Source organism: Embleya sp. L77, assembly GCF_055557415.1.
The window spans coordinates 2,598,009-2,613,691 of sequence record NZ_CM145710.1; the positions used below are offsets into that span (position 1 = coordinate 2,598,009).

General features: G+C 71.7%; 14 protein-coding genes. 4 read left to right on the forward strand and 10 right to left on the reverse strand.

What is annotated here, in order from left to right; genetic code table 11:
• The first annotated feature begins 394 nt into the window (after positions 1–394).
• Positions 395–1,132: a S1 family peptidase gene (locus ACZOOI_RS41075; protein WP_465281914.1), complete on the forward strand. Its 738-nt coding sequence runs from the start codon at positions 395–397 to the stop codon at positions 1,130–1,132.
• A 272-nt stretch (positions 1,133–1,404) separates the two neighbouring features.
• Here the strand turns inward: ACZOOI_RS41075 and ACZOOI_RS41080 are convergent, their stop codons facing one another.
• Positions 1,405–2,964, reverse strand: coding sequence for a phytoene desaturase family protein (locus tag ACZOOI_RS41080; protein WP_465281915.1), 1,560 nt, complete (start codon positions 2,962–2,964; stop codon positions 1,405–1,407).
• 500 nt (positions 2,965–3,464) lie between these two features.
• Here ACZOOI_RS41080 and ACZOOI_RS41085 point away from each other — a divergent pair, with 500 nt between their 5' ends.
• A complete protein-coding gene (locus tag ACZOOI_RS41085; protein WP_465281916.1) occupies positions 3,465–5,069 on the forward strand; it encodes an N-acyl-D-amino-acid deacylase family protein in 1,605 nt (534 codons plus the stop codon).
• Positions 5,070–5,142: 73 nt separating this feature from the next.
• Here ACZOOI_RS41085 and ACZOOI_RS41090 read toward each other — a convergent pair whose 3' ends face one another.
• Both ACZOOI_RS41090 and ACZOOI_RS41095 read right to left on the reverse strand, forming a co-directional pair.
• Positions 5,143–6,123, reverse strand: a complete 981-nt coding sequence (locus ACZOOI_RS41090) for a right-handed parallel beta-helix repeat-containing protein (protein WP_465281917.1) — start codon at positions 6,121–6,123, stop codon at positions 5,143–5,145.
• Between the two features lie 264 nt (positions 6,124–6,387).
• Positions 6,388–7,275: an NmrA family NAD(P)-binding protein gene (locus ACZOOI_RS41095; RefSeq protein WP_465281918.1), complete on the reverse strand. Its 888-nt coding sequence runs from the start codon at positions 7,273–7,275 to the stop codon at positions 6,388–6,390.
• Between the two features lie 153 nt (positions 7,276–7,428).
• Here ACZOOI_RS41095 and ACZOOI_RS41100 point away from each other — a divergent pair, with 153 nt between their 5' ends.
• Complete coding sequence (locus ACZOOI_RS41100) at positions 7,429–7,854, forward strand: helix-turn-helix domain-containing protein (protein ID WP_465281919.1); 426 nt, start codon at positions 7,429–7,431, stop codon at positions 7,852–7,854.
• Between the two features lie 56 nt (positions 7,855–7,910).
• Here ACZOOI_RS41100 and ACZOOI_RS41105 read toward each other — a convergent pair whose 3' ends face one another.
• Together ACZOOI_RS41105 and ACZOOI_RS41110 are read right to left on the reverse strand one after the other, a co-directional pair.
• The gene (locus ACZOOI_RS41105; RefSeq protein ID WP_465281920.1) at positions 7,911–8,498 is read right to left on the reverse strand and encodes a ClpP family protease; all 588 of its coding nucleotides are present in this window, start codon (positions 8,496–8,498) and stop codon (positions 7,911–7,913) included.
• Positions 8,495–9,124, reverse strand: coding sequence for a ClpP family protease (locus ACZOOI_RS41110; RefSeq protein ID WP_465281921.1), 630 nt, complete (start codon positions 9,122–9,124; stop codon positions 8,495–8,497). The genes ACZOOI_RS41105 and ACZOOI_RS41110 overlap by 4 nt, the downstream gene beginning before the upstream one ends.
• 392 nt (positions 9,125–9,516) lie before the next feature.
• On the opposite strand from ACZOOI_RS41110, the gene ACZOOI_RS41115 reads away from it, so the two are divergent.
• Positions 9,517–10,725, forward strand: a complete 1,209-nt coding sequence (locus ACZOOI_RS41115) for a serine hydrolase domain-containing protein (protein ID WP_465281922.1) — start codon at positions 9,517–9,519, stop codon at positions 10,723–10,725.
• Between the two features lie 70 nt (positions 10,726–10,795).
• Here the strand turns inward: ACZOOI_RS41115 and ACZOOI_RS41120 are convergent, their stop codons facing one another.
• The 5 genes from ACZOOI_RS41120 to ACZOOI_RS41140 all read right to left on the reverse strand — a co-directional run bounded on the left by ACZOOI_RS41120 (position 10,796) and on the right by ACZOOI_RS41140 (position 15,683).
• On the reverse strand, positions 10,796–12,292 hold the full coding sequence (locus ACZOOI_RS41120) for a purine-cytosine permease family protein (protein ID WP_465281923.1): 1,497 nt from the start codon (positions 12,290–12,292) through the stop codon (positions 10,796–10,798).
• Positions 12,293–12,318: 26 nt separating this feature from the next.
• The gene (locus ACZOOI_RS41125; RefSeq protein ID WP_465281924.1) at positions 12,319–13,320 is read right to left on the reverse strand and encodes a M20 family metallopeptidase; all 1,002 of its coding nucleotides are present in this window, start codon (positions 13,318–13,320) and stop codon (positions 12,319–12,321) included.
• A gap of 11 nt (positions 13,321–13,331) precedes the next feature.
• The gene (locus tag ACZOOI_RS41130) at positions 13,332–13,592 is read right to left on the reverse strand and encodes a hypothetical protein (RefSeq protein ID WP_465281925.1); all 261 of its coding nucleotides are present in this window, start codon (positions 13,590–13,592) and stop codon (positions 13,332–13,334) included.
• Positions 13,589–14,530: a DUF1028 domain-containing protein gene (locus tag ACZOOI_RS41135; RefSeq protein ID WP_465281926.1), complete on the reverse strand. Its 942-nt coding sequence runs from the start codon at positions 14,528–14,530 to the stop codon at positions 13,589–13,591. Before ACZOOI_RS41135 ends, ACZOOI_RS41130 begins: the two co-directional genes overlap by 4 nt.
• A 154-nt stretch (positions 14,531–14,684) precedes the next feature.
• Positions 14,685–15,683 (reverse strand): LLM class flavin-dependent oxidoreductase, encoded by a 999-nt coding sequence (locus ACZOOI_RS41140; protein ID WP_465281927.1) that lies wholly within the window; start codon positions 15,681–15,683, stop codon positions 14,685–14,687.

The window sequence follows — 15,683 nt, forward strand, 5'->3', positions numbered from 1 at the left end:
TCCGCATCAGACCGCCGCCAGGGTTCCCCTTGCCGGTCTGCCCGGTGTCACCCGGGTGAAGATGACCCGAACTGTCAGGTACTACAGGTGAGTTCGGCAACAGGCGAAGGCAGCCCGCGGAGTCGAAGCGGGTAGGCGGGGGAGGGGCCGCGCGGCGGCCGTGCGGGTGGGGCCGGGAGCATCCTTGCGGGCATGCGATTGGACCACGGCAGGTTCCGCCCGCCCACCGCCCGCCCCGCCCCTGCCGCCGGCGCGCAGCGCGGCCGATTCCGGTCGGAGGCATAACTCCGGCGACATGGAAGATTGCTATTACCCGCGGCCGACCGCCATGGGGATCCTGGTACCCCCTGGACACCACACGCGAGATGCCGCGTGTCTTCGGAAACGAGGAACTTTGCGAATAACCAGGATAGTCCCCGCTCTCTTGGCCGCATTGCTCATGGTGCTCACCCTCGGCGCCACAGCCACCGCCTCCCCGGCCACGTCCGCGGTTGCGGTCGACAACCCGTCGGCCGGCGGCCCCCAGCCGATCATCGGTGGCGGATATGCGCAGAACGCCCCCTGGGCGGCCCGCCTGTTCTCCGCCGGCAGGCAGACGTGTACCTCGACCATCATCGCGCCCACCTGGATCCTGACCGCGAAACACTGCGTCAGCGGGGGGCAGTTGACGTTCCGCATCGGCAGCCTGGACCAGACCTCCGGCGGCACCGTGGCCAACGGCGTCCAGACCTACACCAGTCCGTCGGCCGACCTGGCCCTGGTGCGGCTCGACCGCTCCGTCTCGGCCACCTACTCCCGGCTCGGCCAACCCGGTTCGGTGACGGTGGGTCAGAGCGTCCAGGTCTACGGATGGGGCGCGACGTCACGGTGCGGCCAGGAGATCAACTGCCAGTCGCAGTTCCTGAAGGTCGCGAACGTGACCGTGACCGGTGGTTGCCGCGACGCGTACAACGGTTCGGCGATCTGTGCACAGCGCGGTAACGGGATCACCGCAGGTGGCGACTCGGGTGGTCCGATGCTGGCGAACGGTGTCCAGGTCGGCGTCGCCTCCACCAGCGACCGACAGACCACGACCGCATACACGAACGTGACGGCGTACCGCTCCTGGATCCAGTCGGTCGCAGGCGTCTGACCGACCCGACTCGTCGCCTCACCCCGCGGCCCGAGCCACCTTCGGAACCACGCTCCGAACCATCTCCGGGACCGCGACCGAAACCATGCGCCGAACCGCAGCCCGATCGTCGTCCGCTTCGCCGCCGCGAACGGACGACGATCGGGCACGAACGTCCGCCCGCCCCGGCCCCGGAGGGTGCCCGCCCCGCGGTACGGCCGACCTGCCGCACGTCGCGAGCGCCGCGGGCGGGCCCGCCGTCCGCCCGGGACGCCCCGAGGAGTGCCGCGGCGTCAGGGCACCCGTCGGGCCGGGCTTCCGTGCAGGATCGCCATCGCCGCGTTGTGCCCGGGGATACCGCTCACGCCGCCGCCGCGTCGCGCGCCGGCCCCGCACAGCAGGATTCGTTCGTGGGCCGTTTCCACACCCCACGTGCCGTGGGTCTCGGCGTCCTGCGCGTACGGCCAGGACAGGTCCCGGTGGAAGATGTGCCCGGCGGGCAGGCCGAGTTCGTGTTCCAGATCCAGTGGCGTGTGCACCTCCAGACACGGATTGCCGTCGCCGTCGCGCAGCAGACAGTCCTCGATCGGCTCGGCAAGCACACCGTTCACGGAGTCGAGCATCGCGCGCAGTGCCTTCGTCCGGGCCCCTTCGTTGTCCTCGGCGAACAGGCGCGCGGGCATGTGCAGGCCGAACAGCGTCAACGTGTGCACACCCGCGGCCCGGGCCCGCGGCCCGAGGATGGACGGGTCGGTCAGCGTATGGCAGTACATCTCGCCCGGCGGCAGCGCGGGCATCTCGCCGCTCGCGGCACGCTCGTACGCGGCCGCGAGCTGTGCATAGCCCTCGTTGACATGGAAGGTGCCGGCGAAGGCCCGCTGCGGGTCGGCGAGCGGGTCGCGCAGCCGCGGCAGCCGGGCGAGGACCATGTTGACCTTGAGCTGCGACCCCTCCGGCGCGGGCCCGTCGGGGGTGTTCCCCAGGAGCCGGTCCAACGTGTCGGGCGCGACCGCGGCGAGCACGTGCCCACCCGTCACCCGGAACTCCCGGTCACCGAGCGTGTATCGCACCTCGCCGTCGGGATCCACGGAGCCGACCGCCGCCCCGGTCCGCAGCTGCGCCCCCGCCGCGCGGGCCGCGTCGGCAAGGGCCGCGGTGACCGCGCCCATGCCGCCCACCGGTACGTCCCAATCCCCCGTTCCACCGCCGACGACGTGATAGAGGAAGCAGCGGTTCTGTCGCAGCTCGGGGTCGTCCATCGGGGCGAACGTGCCGATCAGCGCGTCCGTCGCCACCACGCCGCGCACCGTGTCGTCGGCGAACTCCGCCTCGATCAGGGCGGACAGGGGCTGCGCGAACACCGCGTCCCACACCCGATCGTCGTCCACCAGTCGGCGGAACTCGGCCGCGGAGCGCAGCGGTTCGGTGAGGGTGGGAAAGACCCGACCGGCCAGTCGCGCCGTGGCCGCGCCGAAGCGCTCCCACGCGTCGGCCTCGCGCGAACCGGCGAAGCGGGTCAGTTCGGCGCGGGTGCGTTCGCGGTCCGCGGCGTCGACGAGGAAGCCGCCGGCGCCGAGCGGGGTGTACGAGCCGACCCGGCGCCGGCGCAGCTCGACGGGCAGCCGCAGGTCGTCGACGATCTTTCGGGGCAGCAGGCTGACCAGGTACGAGTAGCGGGACAGCCGCACATCGACCCCGGGAAACGGCCGGCACGACACCGCCGCGCCGCCCACTTCGTCGAGCCGTTCCAGCACGAGGACCGACCGGCCCACCTGCGCCAGATACGCGGCCGCCACCAGGCCGTTGTGCCCGCCCCCGACCACGACGACGTCGAATCTCCCACCGTCACGCACCACATCCGCCTCCGAAATCGACGACCTCCGGCCACCGGCACCGGCACACAAGCCAGCGTAGGCACCCGTAGACCCACCCGCCCCACCCCGCTCGCGAGAGTCCCGAACCGTCCCCTCCACCCGGCATCGCGGCACACTGGGACATTCCACCCGGCGACGCTCATCACCCCGCCGCCCCCACGCCACCCGCCCACCCCGGCCCTCCCGGCGCAAATCGCCCGGCCACGATGCGGGCGCCGGTCTCCGCGGTTTCTTGCAATGGTTTGCTCACACGTCCGTACGCCATGGGCGGTCGGTCGGATGCTCCATCGCATTCCTGCCCGGCTCCCGTTCTCGATCGCGTGGCCTGCCCGGGTGTGCCTTCGGCACCTGCGGTCTACGTGTGGATGGACACATCTTCGACGTGTCGCTCGTGCCGGAGCCCATGATCGGGTGGCGTGGGGGCGGCGATACTGAGGGGCGCCCGGAAGTCGGCACACTCGTACTCGAAGAGGCTCCGTATGCAGGTCGATCTCGTTGTCCGCGCAGGCTCCCTCGTCGACGGGAGCGGATCGCCCGCATTCGACGGCGATCTCGCGATCGATGCCGGACGTGTGGTCGCGGTCGGGGACGTCGGCGATCTCCGGGGCCGGGACGAGATCGACGCGCGGGGCTGTGTGGTCTGCCCCGGCTTCGTCAACGTGCTGAGCCACGCCTATTTCACGCTCCAGCAGGATCCCCGCGGCCTGTCCGACCTCCATCAGGGGGTCACCACCCAGATCTTCGGCGAAGGTGTCTCGCTCGGCCCGGTAACCGGCGCGATGACCGACGGGATGATCGAGCTCGGCCCGTCGGCCGAGGGGACGCGCCGGTCCTGGCCGCGACTGCGCGCGTTCCTGGAGCAGCTCGAAGCCCAGGGCGTCGGCCACAACGTGGCCAGCTTCGTCGGGGCGGACAACCTTCGGATGTCGGTGGCCGGGCTGGAGGACCGCGTGCTGGACGCCGACGACCTCGCCCGTGCCTGCGCACTGCTCGAACAGGAACTGGCGGACGGGGCGCTGGGTGTCGGCTCCGCGCTGATCTACCCACCCGGCAGCTACGCCGACACCAACGAACTCATCGCCTACGCCCACGTGTTGGCCCGCCACGACGCGCTGTACATCTCGCATCTGCGCAACGAGGGCGACCGCCTCCTGGAGGGCGTCGACGAACTCCTGGACATTGCCCGAGCCTCCGGCGCGCGTGCCGAGATCTACCACCTGAAGACCGCCGGCCGCGAGAACTGGGCGAAGATGCCCGCCGTCCTGGACCGGATCGAGGCCGCCCGGGCCGCGGGTGTCGAGGTGACCGCCGACATCTACCCCTACACGGCCGGCAGCACGTTGTTGTCGGCCGCGGTCCCTCCGCCCTTCCACCTCGGCGGCCCGGAAAAGCTCCGGGAGCGTCTCGGCGACCCCCGGAGCAGGGCGCGGATCGTCGACGCGGTGCGCGACGGCGGCGATTGGGAGAGCCTGTGGCGGATGAGCGGCGGCGCCGAGGGCATCGTGATCCTGTCGAATCACCCGGACATCGGCGTGCGCACCGGATCCACGATCGCGGACATCGCCAAGGCCCGCGGCGACGCCGACCCGATCACCACGATGCTGGACATCGTGCTCGCCGAGCCGCACGCCGACGCGGCGTACTTCATCGGCAACGAGGACAACATCCGGCTCGCCTTCGCCCGCGACTGGGTGTCGGTGGGCTCGGACTCGGACGCCCCGGCGGTCGAGGAACGCTTCGCCGACCATCCCGTGCACCCGCGGGCCTACGGCACCTTCGCCCGGGTGCTGGGCCGCTACGCCCGCGAGGAGGGGATCGTGTCGCTGGAGGAGGCCGTACGCCGGATGACCGCGCTGCCGGCGACGACGCTGCGACTGCGCGATCGAGGCGTGCTGCGGGTCGGCGCACATGCCGACGTGGCGATCTTCGCGCCCGAGGACTTCGTGGACACGGCGACCTACGCGAACCCGGCGAGCTACGCACGCGGCATGCGGCACGTCCTGGTGAACGGGACCGCCGCGCTGCGCGACGGCCGGCCCACCGGCGCCCTGGCCGGTCGGGCCCTGCGCCGCGACGTGTCCTGACGCACCGCGTACCGAACGCGCCCCCGGCCCGAAACGATCGACAGCGCGTGACCGGGTCGCATCGACAACGCGATCACGGGATGACCGGCACGCCCGGATCGACCAGGCCGTTGCCTCCCGTGAACGTGTTGTCGGCGGTGACCGTGGTCGGGCAGCCGGGGCGATACGAGACGGGGTGGATCGCGAGCCGGTCGGGGCCGGTCGCACCGGTCAGGTCGGCGTGGTTCGCGTGGAAGACCGTGCCACAGCCCCACCCCGGAGCCTGTGCATGCACCTCGAACCCGTTGTTGGTGGTGTTCCGGCCGGTGTTGTTCTCGATCAGGTAGCCGTTGCCCTTCACGTCGACCCACGAGTCGTCGTAGTTGTTGCCGGTCAGGCCCGTGCCGTCGAAGGTGTTGTCCGCGACCCGGCCGCCGGTGGTGCCCTCCTTCAGGTCCACCGCCTCGCCGCGCACCCCGGGGCCGATCACGTTGCGCAGGATCCGTACCCGGTCGCTGCGGTCGGACAGCGTGTTGGCGGTGCCGACGTACACGCCCTCGCCCATGCCGCGGTTGTCCCGGCCGGTGTCGAAGATGCGCGAGTCCACGATCGCGCCGTCGCTGCTGGAGTCGCGGAAGTGCACGCCCTCCATGGTGAGTTCGTGCACCGTGACGGAGTCCACCAGGACGCCGCGGGCGGCGTCGATCATGATGCCCTTCTGCGCGTGGGTGAGTGTGATGCCACGCACGGTCCAGTAGGAGGCACCGTTGAGATGGAGGGCGTTGCCGCCGCCGGTGTTGGTGCGCAGCACGGCATTCGCGGAGCCGACCAAAGTGATCCGCGCATCGGCGCGACCGGCCTGCACCGTTTGGAAGTTGCCCGTGTAGGTGCCGTCGGCGAGGCGGATGGTCTCGCCCGGTACGGCCGCGGCCAACGCCGCCTTGAGTTGCGCCGACGTGGACACGAGCACGACCGACGCGGGCGCGGACGCGGGCGCGGCATCGGCGGACGGGGCGCAGCCGAGCGCGGCGGCGACGGCGGTCACGAGGGCGAGCGACAGGGTGCGCGTGCGCATGGGGGATCCTTCCGCCGACGTGGTGACGGGACGGACCGCCCCGACGCCGGTTCCCAACACCGGCATCGGACCGGGCAGATGGCATCCAGCGTGCGGCATGAGCGCGCGAAGGTCTAGACCAACATCCGCCCGGATTCATCGCACGGCGGACTCGCGGCGGCGTCCGGGCCGGCGCGCCCAACCCCCAACCCCCGACCTGGTGCCGAATATCACCGGCCGTTCCGGCCGGGCGCGCCGACCGCTCGCGCCCGGCCGCCCGTGTGCTCAGGCGAAGTCGGCGCGGTGGTCGGCGGCCCACTCGGCGAAGGTGCGGGCCGGCTTGCCGGTGAGGCGTTCGACGACGTCCGTGAGCGGCGCGGGCTTGCCGACGGTCGCCGCCATCAGGTCGAACAGGGCGTTCACGAACGGACCGTCCAGGAACCGGCTCAGCTGCTCGCGGACGTCCGCGTCGGGCAACTCCTCGAACAAGAGCGGTCGTCCGAGCACCTCGCCCAACACCCGCACCTGCTCGGCCTGGGTGAGGGACGCCGGCCCGGTCAGATCGTACGTGCGCCCGGCGTGCCCGTCGCCCGTCAGCACCGCGGCCGCCACCTCGGCAACGTCGCGCTCGTGCACGACGGACGCGGCGGCTTCGGCGTACGCGCCGCGCACCACGTCGGAGCCCTTCAGTTGCATCGCGAACGACAACGCGTTGACGGCGGGAAACAGCAACCGCAGGAACGTCCACGGGATGCCGCTCTCCGCGATCGCGCGCTCGACACCCGCGTGATGGGTCGCGATCACGTCCGGCTGCACGTCCGCACCGTCGACCACCGCCCCGGAGGACAGGAACACGATGTGCCGCACGCCCGCGTCGGCGGCCTCGGCGAGCAGCCCGTTCGGTGCCAAGCCGTAGGGGATGACGAGGAACAGGGTCCGGACCCCCCGCAGGGCCGGTCGAAGCGACGCGGCGTCCGTGAGATCGCCGCGCACGACGTCGACGCCCGCGGGCAGAGCCGCCCTGTCGGGGGTGCGCGACAGCGCCCGTACCGGTGCACCCGCGGCCGCCAGTGCCTCGACGGTCTCGCGTCCGAAATGTGCCGTTGCGCCGACGACCAGGATCATGACTACTCCCACCGGATTGGCCTGCTTGGATGTGATGACGGTAGGCATCGATCAGGAAGAGTCGATTCCTGAATCCGGCAGGCTCGGGGTCGCGTTCGGGGTCACGAGTCGCCATGGCCGTGTCCCCGGCTCGATGCCTTGTCGGATTTCGCTGGGGGCGGACAACGGGGAAAGCTCGCGGGGTCCGGCCTACGATGAGGCATGGCCGAGACCGCCCCACCGCTTTCGCACCGTACCGACGACACCAGGCAGGCCGCCCCGGCGCCCGCGCCGAGGCCCGAGCGCACACCCGCGCCCGTGCCCGTGCCGGTGTCCCGCCGATCGACCACGCCGAGCCGCGAGCCGCTGTGGCGGGATGTGCTCGGCGAGCACCTGCGGTCGCTGCGCCACGAACGCGGCGAGACGCTCGTCGAGACGGCGGGTCGCGCCGGCGTTTCGCCGCAGTACCTCTCCGAGGTGGAGCGCGGTATCAAGGAGCCGTCGAGCGAGATGATCGCGGCGATGGCCGGCGCACTGGGCGTGGGCCTGGTCGACCTGACCCTCGCGGTCAGCGAAAACCTGAGGAGCACCCGCCCGGCGGGCCGTTCGAACGCGGTCTGCCGCGCCGCCTTCGCCCTGGCGGTGTGACGGCACCGCGGTAGCGGCAGGATCGGGAGCAGCGGTGGCGCGCCGGGCGGGGTGGGTCATCGCTCTTCGAGTACGACGTCGACGAGTCCGTACTCCTTTGCCGCCGTCGCGGTGAAGACCCGGTCGTGGTCGGTGTCCGCGCGCAGGGTGGCCGTGCTTTGGCCGGTGTGCCGGGAGAGGATGTGTTCGATGTCCGCGCGGACGCGCACCACTTCGTCCGCCTGGAGGATCAGGTCCGGGATCGCGCCGCGTCCCTGCGCGGCGGGCTGGTGCAGCACCACCCGCGCATGGGGCAGCGCGGCGCGCTTGCCGGGCGCGCCCGCGGCGAGCAGTACGGCACCCACCGCGACGGCCTGGCCCACGCACGTGGTGGCGATCTCCGACCGCACGTAGCGCATCGTGTCGTACACCGCCAGCATCGCGCTGGGGTCGCCGCCCTCGCAGTTGATGTAGAACTGGATGTCCTGTTCGTGGTTGTCCGCCTCCAGGAACAACAACTGCGCCACGAGCGCGTTGGCGACGCCCGCGTCGATGGCGGTCCCCAGGTAGACGACGCGCTCCGCGAGCAGGTGCGAATACACGTCCATGATGCGTTCGCCGCGGGAGTCGCGGGTGATGACGTTCGGAATGGTGTACGTACTCATGCCGAGGCTCCCTGGAATCCGGCGTTCTTGGCGACTCGGCGAGCACCGCGCGGGGCGATCTCGTCGAACCTCTGGACGATCGCGTCGATGAAGCCGTAGTCGAGGGCCTCCTGCGCGGTGTACCAGCGGTCGTGCAGCGAGTCCTCGAAGACCCGCTCGATCGGCTGGCCGGTGTCCTCCGCGATCAGGCCGAGCACCGTGTCGCGGGTGTGACGCAGGTCGTTGGCCTGCAACTCGATGTCCACGGCCGTCCCGGCGATGCCGGCCGAGCCCTGGTGCATGAGCACCCGCGCGTGCGGCAGCGCCCGGCGCTTGCCCGGTTCTCCCGACGAGAGCAGGAACTGGCCCGCGCTGTAGGCGATACCGAAGACCAGGGTGGACACGTCGCACGGGACGACCCGCATGACATCGCGGATCGCGAGCATCGCCGGCACCGAACCGCCGGGCGAGTGAATCCACAACGCGATGTCCGCAGTGGGGTCTTCCGCAGCCAGGGTGAGCAACTGGGTGGTGAGCAAGGTGCCGTTGTCGTCGTCCAACGGGCCGTCGAGGAGCAGCACGCGCTGCGCGTACAGTTCGCGCCGCGTGTGCTCGGGGAAAAGCCGGGCTTTCGTGTCATCGCTCATGCCTCCACCCTGGGCCGACGCCCACGGCGACGCCAAGCCGATCTGCCCACAGCGGATCTGCTCCGAGCGGATCGACACCGGGCCCTGTCCGGCGGCCCCACCAAGTTCCGCCGGACACGGCCCGAGCCCGTCCGCCACGCGGGCGCTTCGCGCAGCGGATCGGGGCGGGCCGGGGGTGAGCCCACGATCCGACCGCGCCTGCTGCCCCGAACTCCCGCACCACCGACGACCGGGCCGGCTCGGGCCGTGGACGGTTGCGGGTCGTGGCGGGGGTCGGGGCCGTTCGGGTGGACTCGCCGCGCGGCGTTCGTGCGGCGCGGGGGCCGGTCCGGCGCCAAGGGTGATCTTGGTCGGGCAAGGTCCCCTCGACCCCCCGGAAGAGACGTCCCGTCATGCGCCGTGCCCCCGCCTGTCGCCTCGCCACAGCCCTGTTCGCCCTCTCCGCGCTGGTCCCGCTCACCCTGACCGCGCCCTCGGCGACGGCCACCCCGGCCACGGTGGCCTTCGCCACCGCCGATCCACACGACGACTGTCCGCCGCAGGGCCTGGACCCCGCGCTCGTGGCCCGCCTCGACGAGGCGATCGAGCGCACCCGCCGGGAAGCCGGCATCCCCGGTGTGACCGTGGGCCTGTGGCTGCCCGGCCGGGGCCGCTACGTGCGCTCGACCGGGGTGGCCGACACCGCGACCGGCGCTGCGATGACGCCCGATCTCAACATGCGGATCGGCAGCGAGACCAAGACCTTCACCGTCACCGCCCTGCTGGAACTGGTCGACGACGGCCTGATCGGGCTGGACGATCCGATCTCCGCCTACCTCGACGGCGTTCCCGACGGCGAGCACATCACCATCCGGCAACTGGCGGAGATGCGCAGTGGCCTGTTCTCGTACACCTTCGACCCGGACTTCGTGAACACCCTGCTGGCCGATCCGACCCGCTCGTTCACTCCGCAGGAACTGCTGACGTACGCCTTCCGGCACCCGAACGTCTTCGCTCCGGGGGCGCAGTTCCAGTACTCCAACACCAACATCGTCCTACTCGGTCTCGTCGTGGAGAAGCTCGGTCGGATGCCCCTCGCCGACTTCATCCACAAGCGCGTCACCGGGCCGGCCCGCCTGCACCACACCCTGTTCCCCCGGGGCGCCGAGTTCCCGGAGCCGCACGCGCACGGCTACACGAACCAGACACCGACCGGCGCGGTCGCCGACGCGACCGACTGGAACCCGAGTTGGGGCTGGGCGGCCGGCGCGATGATCTCCGACCTGGAGGACCTGCGCCGGTGGGCCAAGGTGGTCGCCACCGGCACCCTGCTCTCTCCGGCCACCCAGGCGGAGCGGGAGAAGTTCGTCACGGTGCCCGGCTTCGACGGCGCCGGGTACGGCCTGGGCCTGTTCCGGACCCACGGTTGGGTCGGGCACAACGGCTCGTTGCCGGGCTACGAGAGCGTGACGATGTACCTGCCGGAGCAGGACGCCACCATGGTGATCCTGCTCAACACCGACATCGTGCACGACGGTTACGAGCCGAGCACCCTGGTCGCCCGTGCGGTCACCTCCATCGTCACCCCGGACCACGTCTACGAACTCCCCGCCCAGGGCTGACCCGACGCCCCGCGACAGGTGTGCCGGGTCGACGACTTCGCGTTCGCGGCGGGCGTCGACCCGGCACGTGTCATCCGGTGGCGCGGGGTCTGGAGCGGACGACGGCGTTGATACCGTCGAGGTGCAACTTGCTGCGCTCGATGGCCTGTTGCTCGGCGTCGAGGTCGAATCCCCGGGTGCCGAGCCAGTAGGCCGCCCCCGAGACCACGAGTCCGACGACGAAGGCGATGTCGGCGCCGTCGAGTGTGTCGACCATGGGTCCCGTGTAGAAGCCGGTGACCATGAACGGCACCAGGGCCGCGACGCCCAGCGCGTAGGAGAGCAGACCGCGCCAACCCCAGCGCCCGTAGATGCTGTTCGGGCTGAAGATCTCGGTGATGGCGTAGTGGCCTCGGCGGACGAAGTAGTAGTCGATCAGGTTCACCGCGGTCCACGGCGCCAGGACGTAGAGGATCAGGGTGATGAAGTCGTTGAAGCTGCCGAGGTATTTCGACGGCAGGCCCTCGGCCACGGCGAGCGCGAGCGCCGCGCCGGCCAGGATGCCGGCGATGCGGGTGCGTACGGTCAGCGCGATCGGGCGGAAGGCCTGGACGATGCTCAGTCCCGAGAGCATCGCGCCGTAGAGGTTGACACCCATGACCGCGATCGCGCTGGGGACCAGGACGGCGACCACGGCGGTCTTGCCGAAGCCGGTGAACAGGGTGTCGCCGATGTCCTGGAGGTTGACCAGCGCATCGGGTACCGGCACCGAACCGGCGATGAAGTTGCCGAGCACCATGAGCCAGATCGCCGACAGCGCGGCCCCGGCGTAGGTCCAGCCGATGACGCCGCGTTCGGAGGTGTCCGCGGGCAGGTACCTGGAGTAGTCCGAGACGTACACGGCGTACCCGAGTTGGTAGCCGGCCGCCGCGACGAACTGGGCGAGTGCCGCCGCGGGGGTGAAGGCCGAGGAGGGGGCGACCGGGTGCGGCTCCAGGTGCATCAGCGCCAGCACGGTCAGGATCGCGAACACCGGTACCACCAGGTACGGCAGCAGGCGCAGCACGGTGTGCAGCAGGTCGTAGCCGACGATCGCCACGGTGGCCGCGAGCAGCACGATGACGACCGCCCACAGCGTCGAGGAGCCGGGCAGGACCGATTCCAGGACCTGGGAGGCCAGGAGCACGCCGAACGCGCTGAAGCCGATGTACACGCAGATGACGGCGAGCATCGGCACGAGTGCGCCGCGGGTGCCGAACTGGGCGCGGGACTGGATCATCTGGGGCAGGCCCATGGTGGGCCCCTGGTTCGCGTGGAAGGCCATGAAGCAGGTGCCGAACAGGATGCCGAGCACAGTGGCCGCGATCGACCAGCCGATCGACAGGCCCATGACCGGGCCCGCGAAGCCGACGACCATCGTGGTCGGCACGAACTGCCCGGTGAACCAGAACGGCGCCTGATGCCAGGCGCGGCCGTGCCGCTCGGACTGTGGGACGTAGTCGATGGAGCGGGTTTCCAACACCGGACCGCGGGCGTGCTCGGTTCCCGCCGCCTGCCGGCCTGTCACCGCACCTGAGTGGTCAGCCATGTGCCCTCCTTCATGTGGGGCGGAATCTACATTTTTCCGGTTGTTTGTCTGCTCTGGTTCCGGTCGGCGGCGGCGCCGTGCGCCGCGAAGTCGGCGAACCCCGCCATGGCGCGGGCGAGGGTGCGCGCGGCCGCGGTGAGGTCGTCGAGGGCCACCCACTCGTCGGCGCCGTGCGCCTGACGGATCGAACCCGGGCCGTGGACGACGGTGGGAATGTGCAGGTCGTTGCGCAGGAAGCGGGCGTCGGAGCCGAGGTACAGGCCGACGAAGCCCTGGTCCGGGCCGGCGCCGGGCCCGACCTGGTCCGGCCCGGCGCCGGCCCGGCAGGCGTCGACGAAGTCCGCGAAGGGGTGCGGGAGCGGCAGCTCGGACGCCTCGCAGAAGAAGGTGGGGACCACTCGGTAGTCGACGTCCGGGCAGGACGCGTCGATCATCGCGAGGATCGAGGCGTGCACGTCCTCGGCGCTCTCCCCGGGCAGCGTGCGCCGGTCTATGGTCAACTCGCAGCTCGGCGCGATCACATTGGCCGCGACACCGCCGCGCACCATCGCCACGTTGCACGTCGGGCTGCCCAGCAGCGGGTGCGGGCGGGCATGGAACCGGGCCAGATGCAGCGCGGTGGTGATCCGCGCCGCGTCGGCGACCGCGGACCGTCCCCGCCCCGGGTCGCCGCCGTGCCCGGCGGTGCCGAACACCTCGATCCGAGCCTGCCACGAGCCGCGTTCGGCCACCGCGACGCGCAACTCGGTGGGCTCGGGGACGATGCACGCGTCGGCCCGGACCAGACCGGCGGCCACCAGTTCGGCCGTGCCGTGGTCGCCGCCGGTCTCCTCGTCGGCGACGAGGTGGAACACGATGTCGGCGCCGAGTTCGACCCCGGAGTCGACGCAGGCGCGCAGTCCCTCGATCGCCGCGGCGATGCCGCCCTTCATGTCCGCCGCGCCGCGCCCGATCAGGCGGCCGTCGCGCACGAGACCCTCGAACGGGGGCACCGTCCAGTCCGACTCGACGACCGGTACGACGTCCACGTGGCCGTTGATCAGCAGCGTCGGCCGGCCCGGCGCGGCGCGCCGTACCTGGCGATCACCGAGGGCCGCCCGGAGCGCGAGGTGAACACGTCGGTGTCGCAGCCGAGCGCATTCAGCAGGTTCGACAGCGCCGGTACGGCCGCGGACTCCCGGCCGGGCGGATTCCGGGTGTCGATGCGCACCAGTTCGGCCGCCGTCGCGCGTACCCGGTCGGCCCGGACGAAGGTCTCGACCGACGGCCGGTTCGGGTCGGCTGCCCGGGTCGGCCTCACGGTCGCACCTCGGCCCTCGGGAGGATCCCGACCCGTTCCAGGCCGCGGGCGAATTCCCGCAATTGCGGCCGGTCGGACGTGAGTTCGGTCAGGAGTGTGCCGCCCGCGTCGAACTCGCCGCAGCGCAGCAGAATCACCGCCCGCCACAGGTCCGCCTCGGGATTGCCGCCCAGGCCGGCCGCGGCCGCCGCGAGCGCCTCGACCATCTCCCGGGCGTCGGCCGCGGCGATGCCCGCCGGGTCGCCGATGACCAGGGGAGGGGCGAACAACGCGGCTCCGATCGTGCGGAAGCCTTCGTGGACGGGCAGCAGGCGACGCAACTCGCGCACCGGGTCGGCGTGGTCGTCGATCCGGATGTCGGCGAGCACATGCCGCCACGGCCGCTCGCCGCGAACGCCGTCGACCACCTTGACCACCGCCGACTGCGACCCTCGGGCGTCACCGCCGGTCCGCTCACCCGCCAGGAGCGCGCGCACCAGCCGATCCGCGTGCCCCGACGCCGATTCCGGGTCGCCGGGTTCGCCGGGTTCGCCGGGTTCGCCGTGTGCGGCGACCATGGCCCGGCACACCTCGTCCGAGGCCAACATGTTTCCCACCGCGGCCACGCCTTCGCCCCGTGCGACGCCGGTGTGCGGTGCGCAACTGCCGCCGGTGAAGCAGGCGTACGCGCCGGTGGCGTCCATGACGATCGCCTGGCGGTAGTCGGCGAGCGGGTCGCCCGCGACCAGCGCCTCGAGCACGTCGTCGGGGGTTGCGCCGGCCCGCAGCAGCGACAACCCCTCGTGCGGCCAGTCGGTGTTGGCGAAGGCCTGGCTGACCACCACGCCGACGCCGGCCTCGGCATCGCCGACCACCGAGCCCACGGCGAAGAAGTGCGACTGCGCGGCGAACCCGAGGGAGCCGTCGTGCGGATGGAAACCCACTATCGAATACGTCATCCCGATCTCCGATCTCGGACCGCTGATGTGTGCCGTGCCGATGTGTGTCCCGGCGTCCCGGCGGCCCCGACGCTTCGGTGCGTACGGGGACGGCGTCGCCGGCCCGGCGGCCGAACCGGCGCCCGGTCGAGGGCCGGCCCGGCCGCCGGACGGGTCACCTGCCGGACCGTGCCCGGACCAGTGGGAGCAGGTCGCGCGAGAGCCGGTCGACCTGCGCCGCGCCGTCCTCGTCGGGGAGCAGGCACAGCGCGACGCAGTCCGCCCCGGCGTCGGCCAGCGCGCCGATCCGCTTCGCGCAGTCCGCGGGTGTCCCGACCACCGCCAAGTCGTCGATCCACGCGTCCGGAATGGCGCGTACCGCGTCCTCGAAGTCCAGCGCGGCCAGTGCCTCGACCTCGTCGGCGATGCCGTGGGCCTCGGTCATCGGGTTGCGCGGTCCGGCCAGCAGGTAGAGCCCGAACAACTCGCGCAACTGCTCGCGGGCGACCGCGGCGTCGTCGTGCATCGAGCAGAAGACGTATGCCACCAGGTCGTGTTCGGGACCGGCGCCGCCGGCCGCGACGGTGCGGGCCGCCCACTCGACGTAGCGCGTCCCGGCGAGCACGGAGAGCACGGTCCCGTCCGCGGACGCGCCCGACATGGCGAGCGCCTTGGGACCGCCCACGCCCGCCAGGATCGGCGGCACGATCGCGGGCGGGTGGGCCAGTTGCACCTCACGAGCCTGATACGAGGACGCCTCGACGGTGAGGGTGTCGCCCGCGAGCAGGGTGCGCAGCCCGGCGATGACGTCCCGGACCGAGGACAGTGGGGTCTTCGAGCGAATCGCCATCCGGTCGAGCCAGTCGGGGACTCCCGCACCCACCCCGGCCCTGAGCCGGCCCGGGTACAGGCCGGCCAGGGTGGCCAACTCCATCGCCAGGAGCGCGGGATGGCGCGAGGTGGTGGGCACGATGCCGATGCCGACCGGGAGTTGCGTGGCGGCCAACACGGCGCCGGCCGAGGCGATGGCGCCGGTGTAGAAGTAGTCCTCGCCGACCCACAGTTCGTCGAAGCCGCCGCGGTCGGCGGCCCTGGCCGACGCGACGATCTCGGCCGGGGGTTGCGAGCTGCCGAGGACCAGGGAGATGCGCGGGGAATGTACGGCGACGGTCAT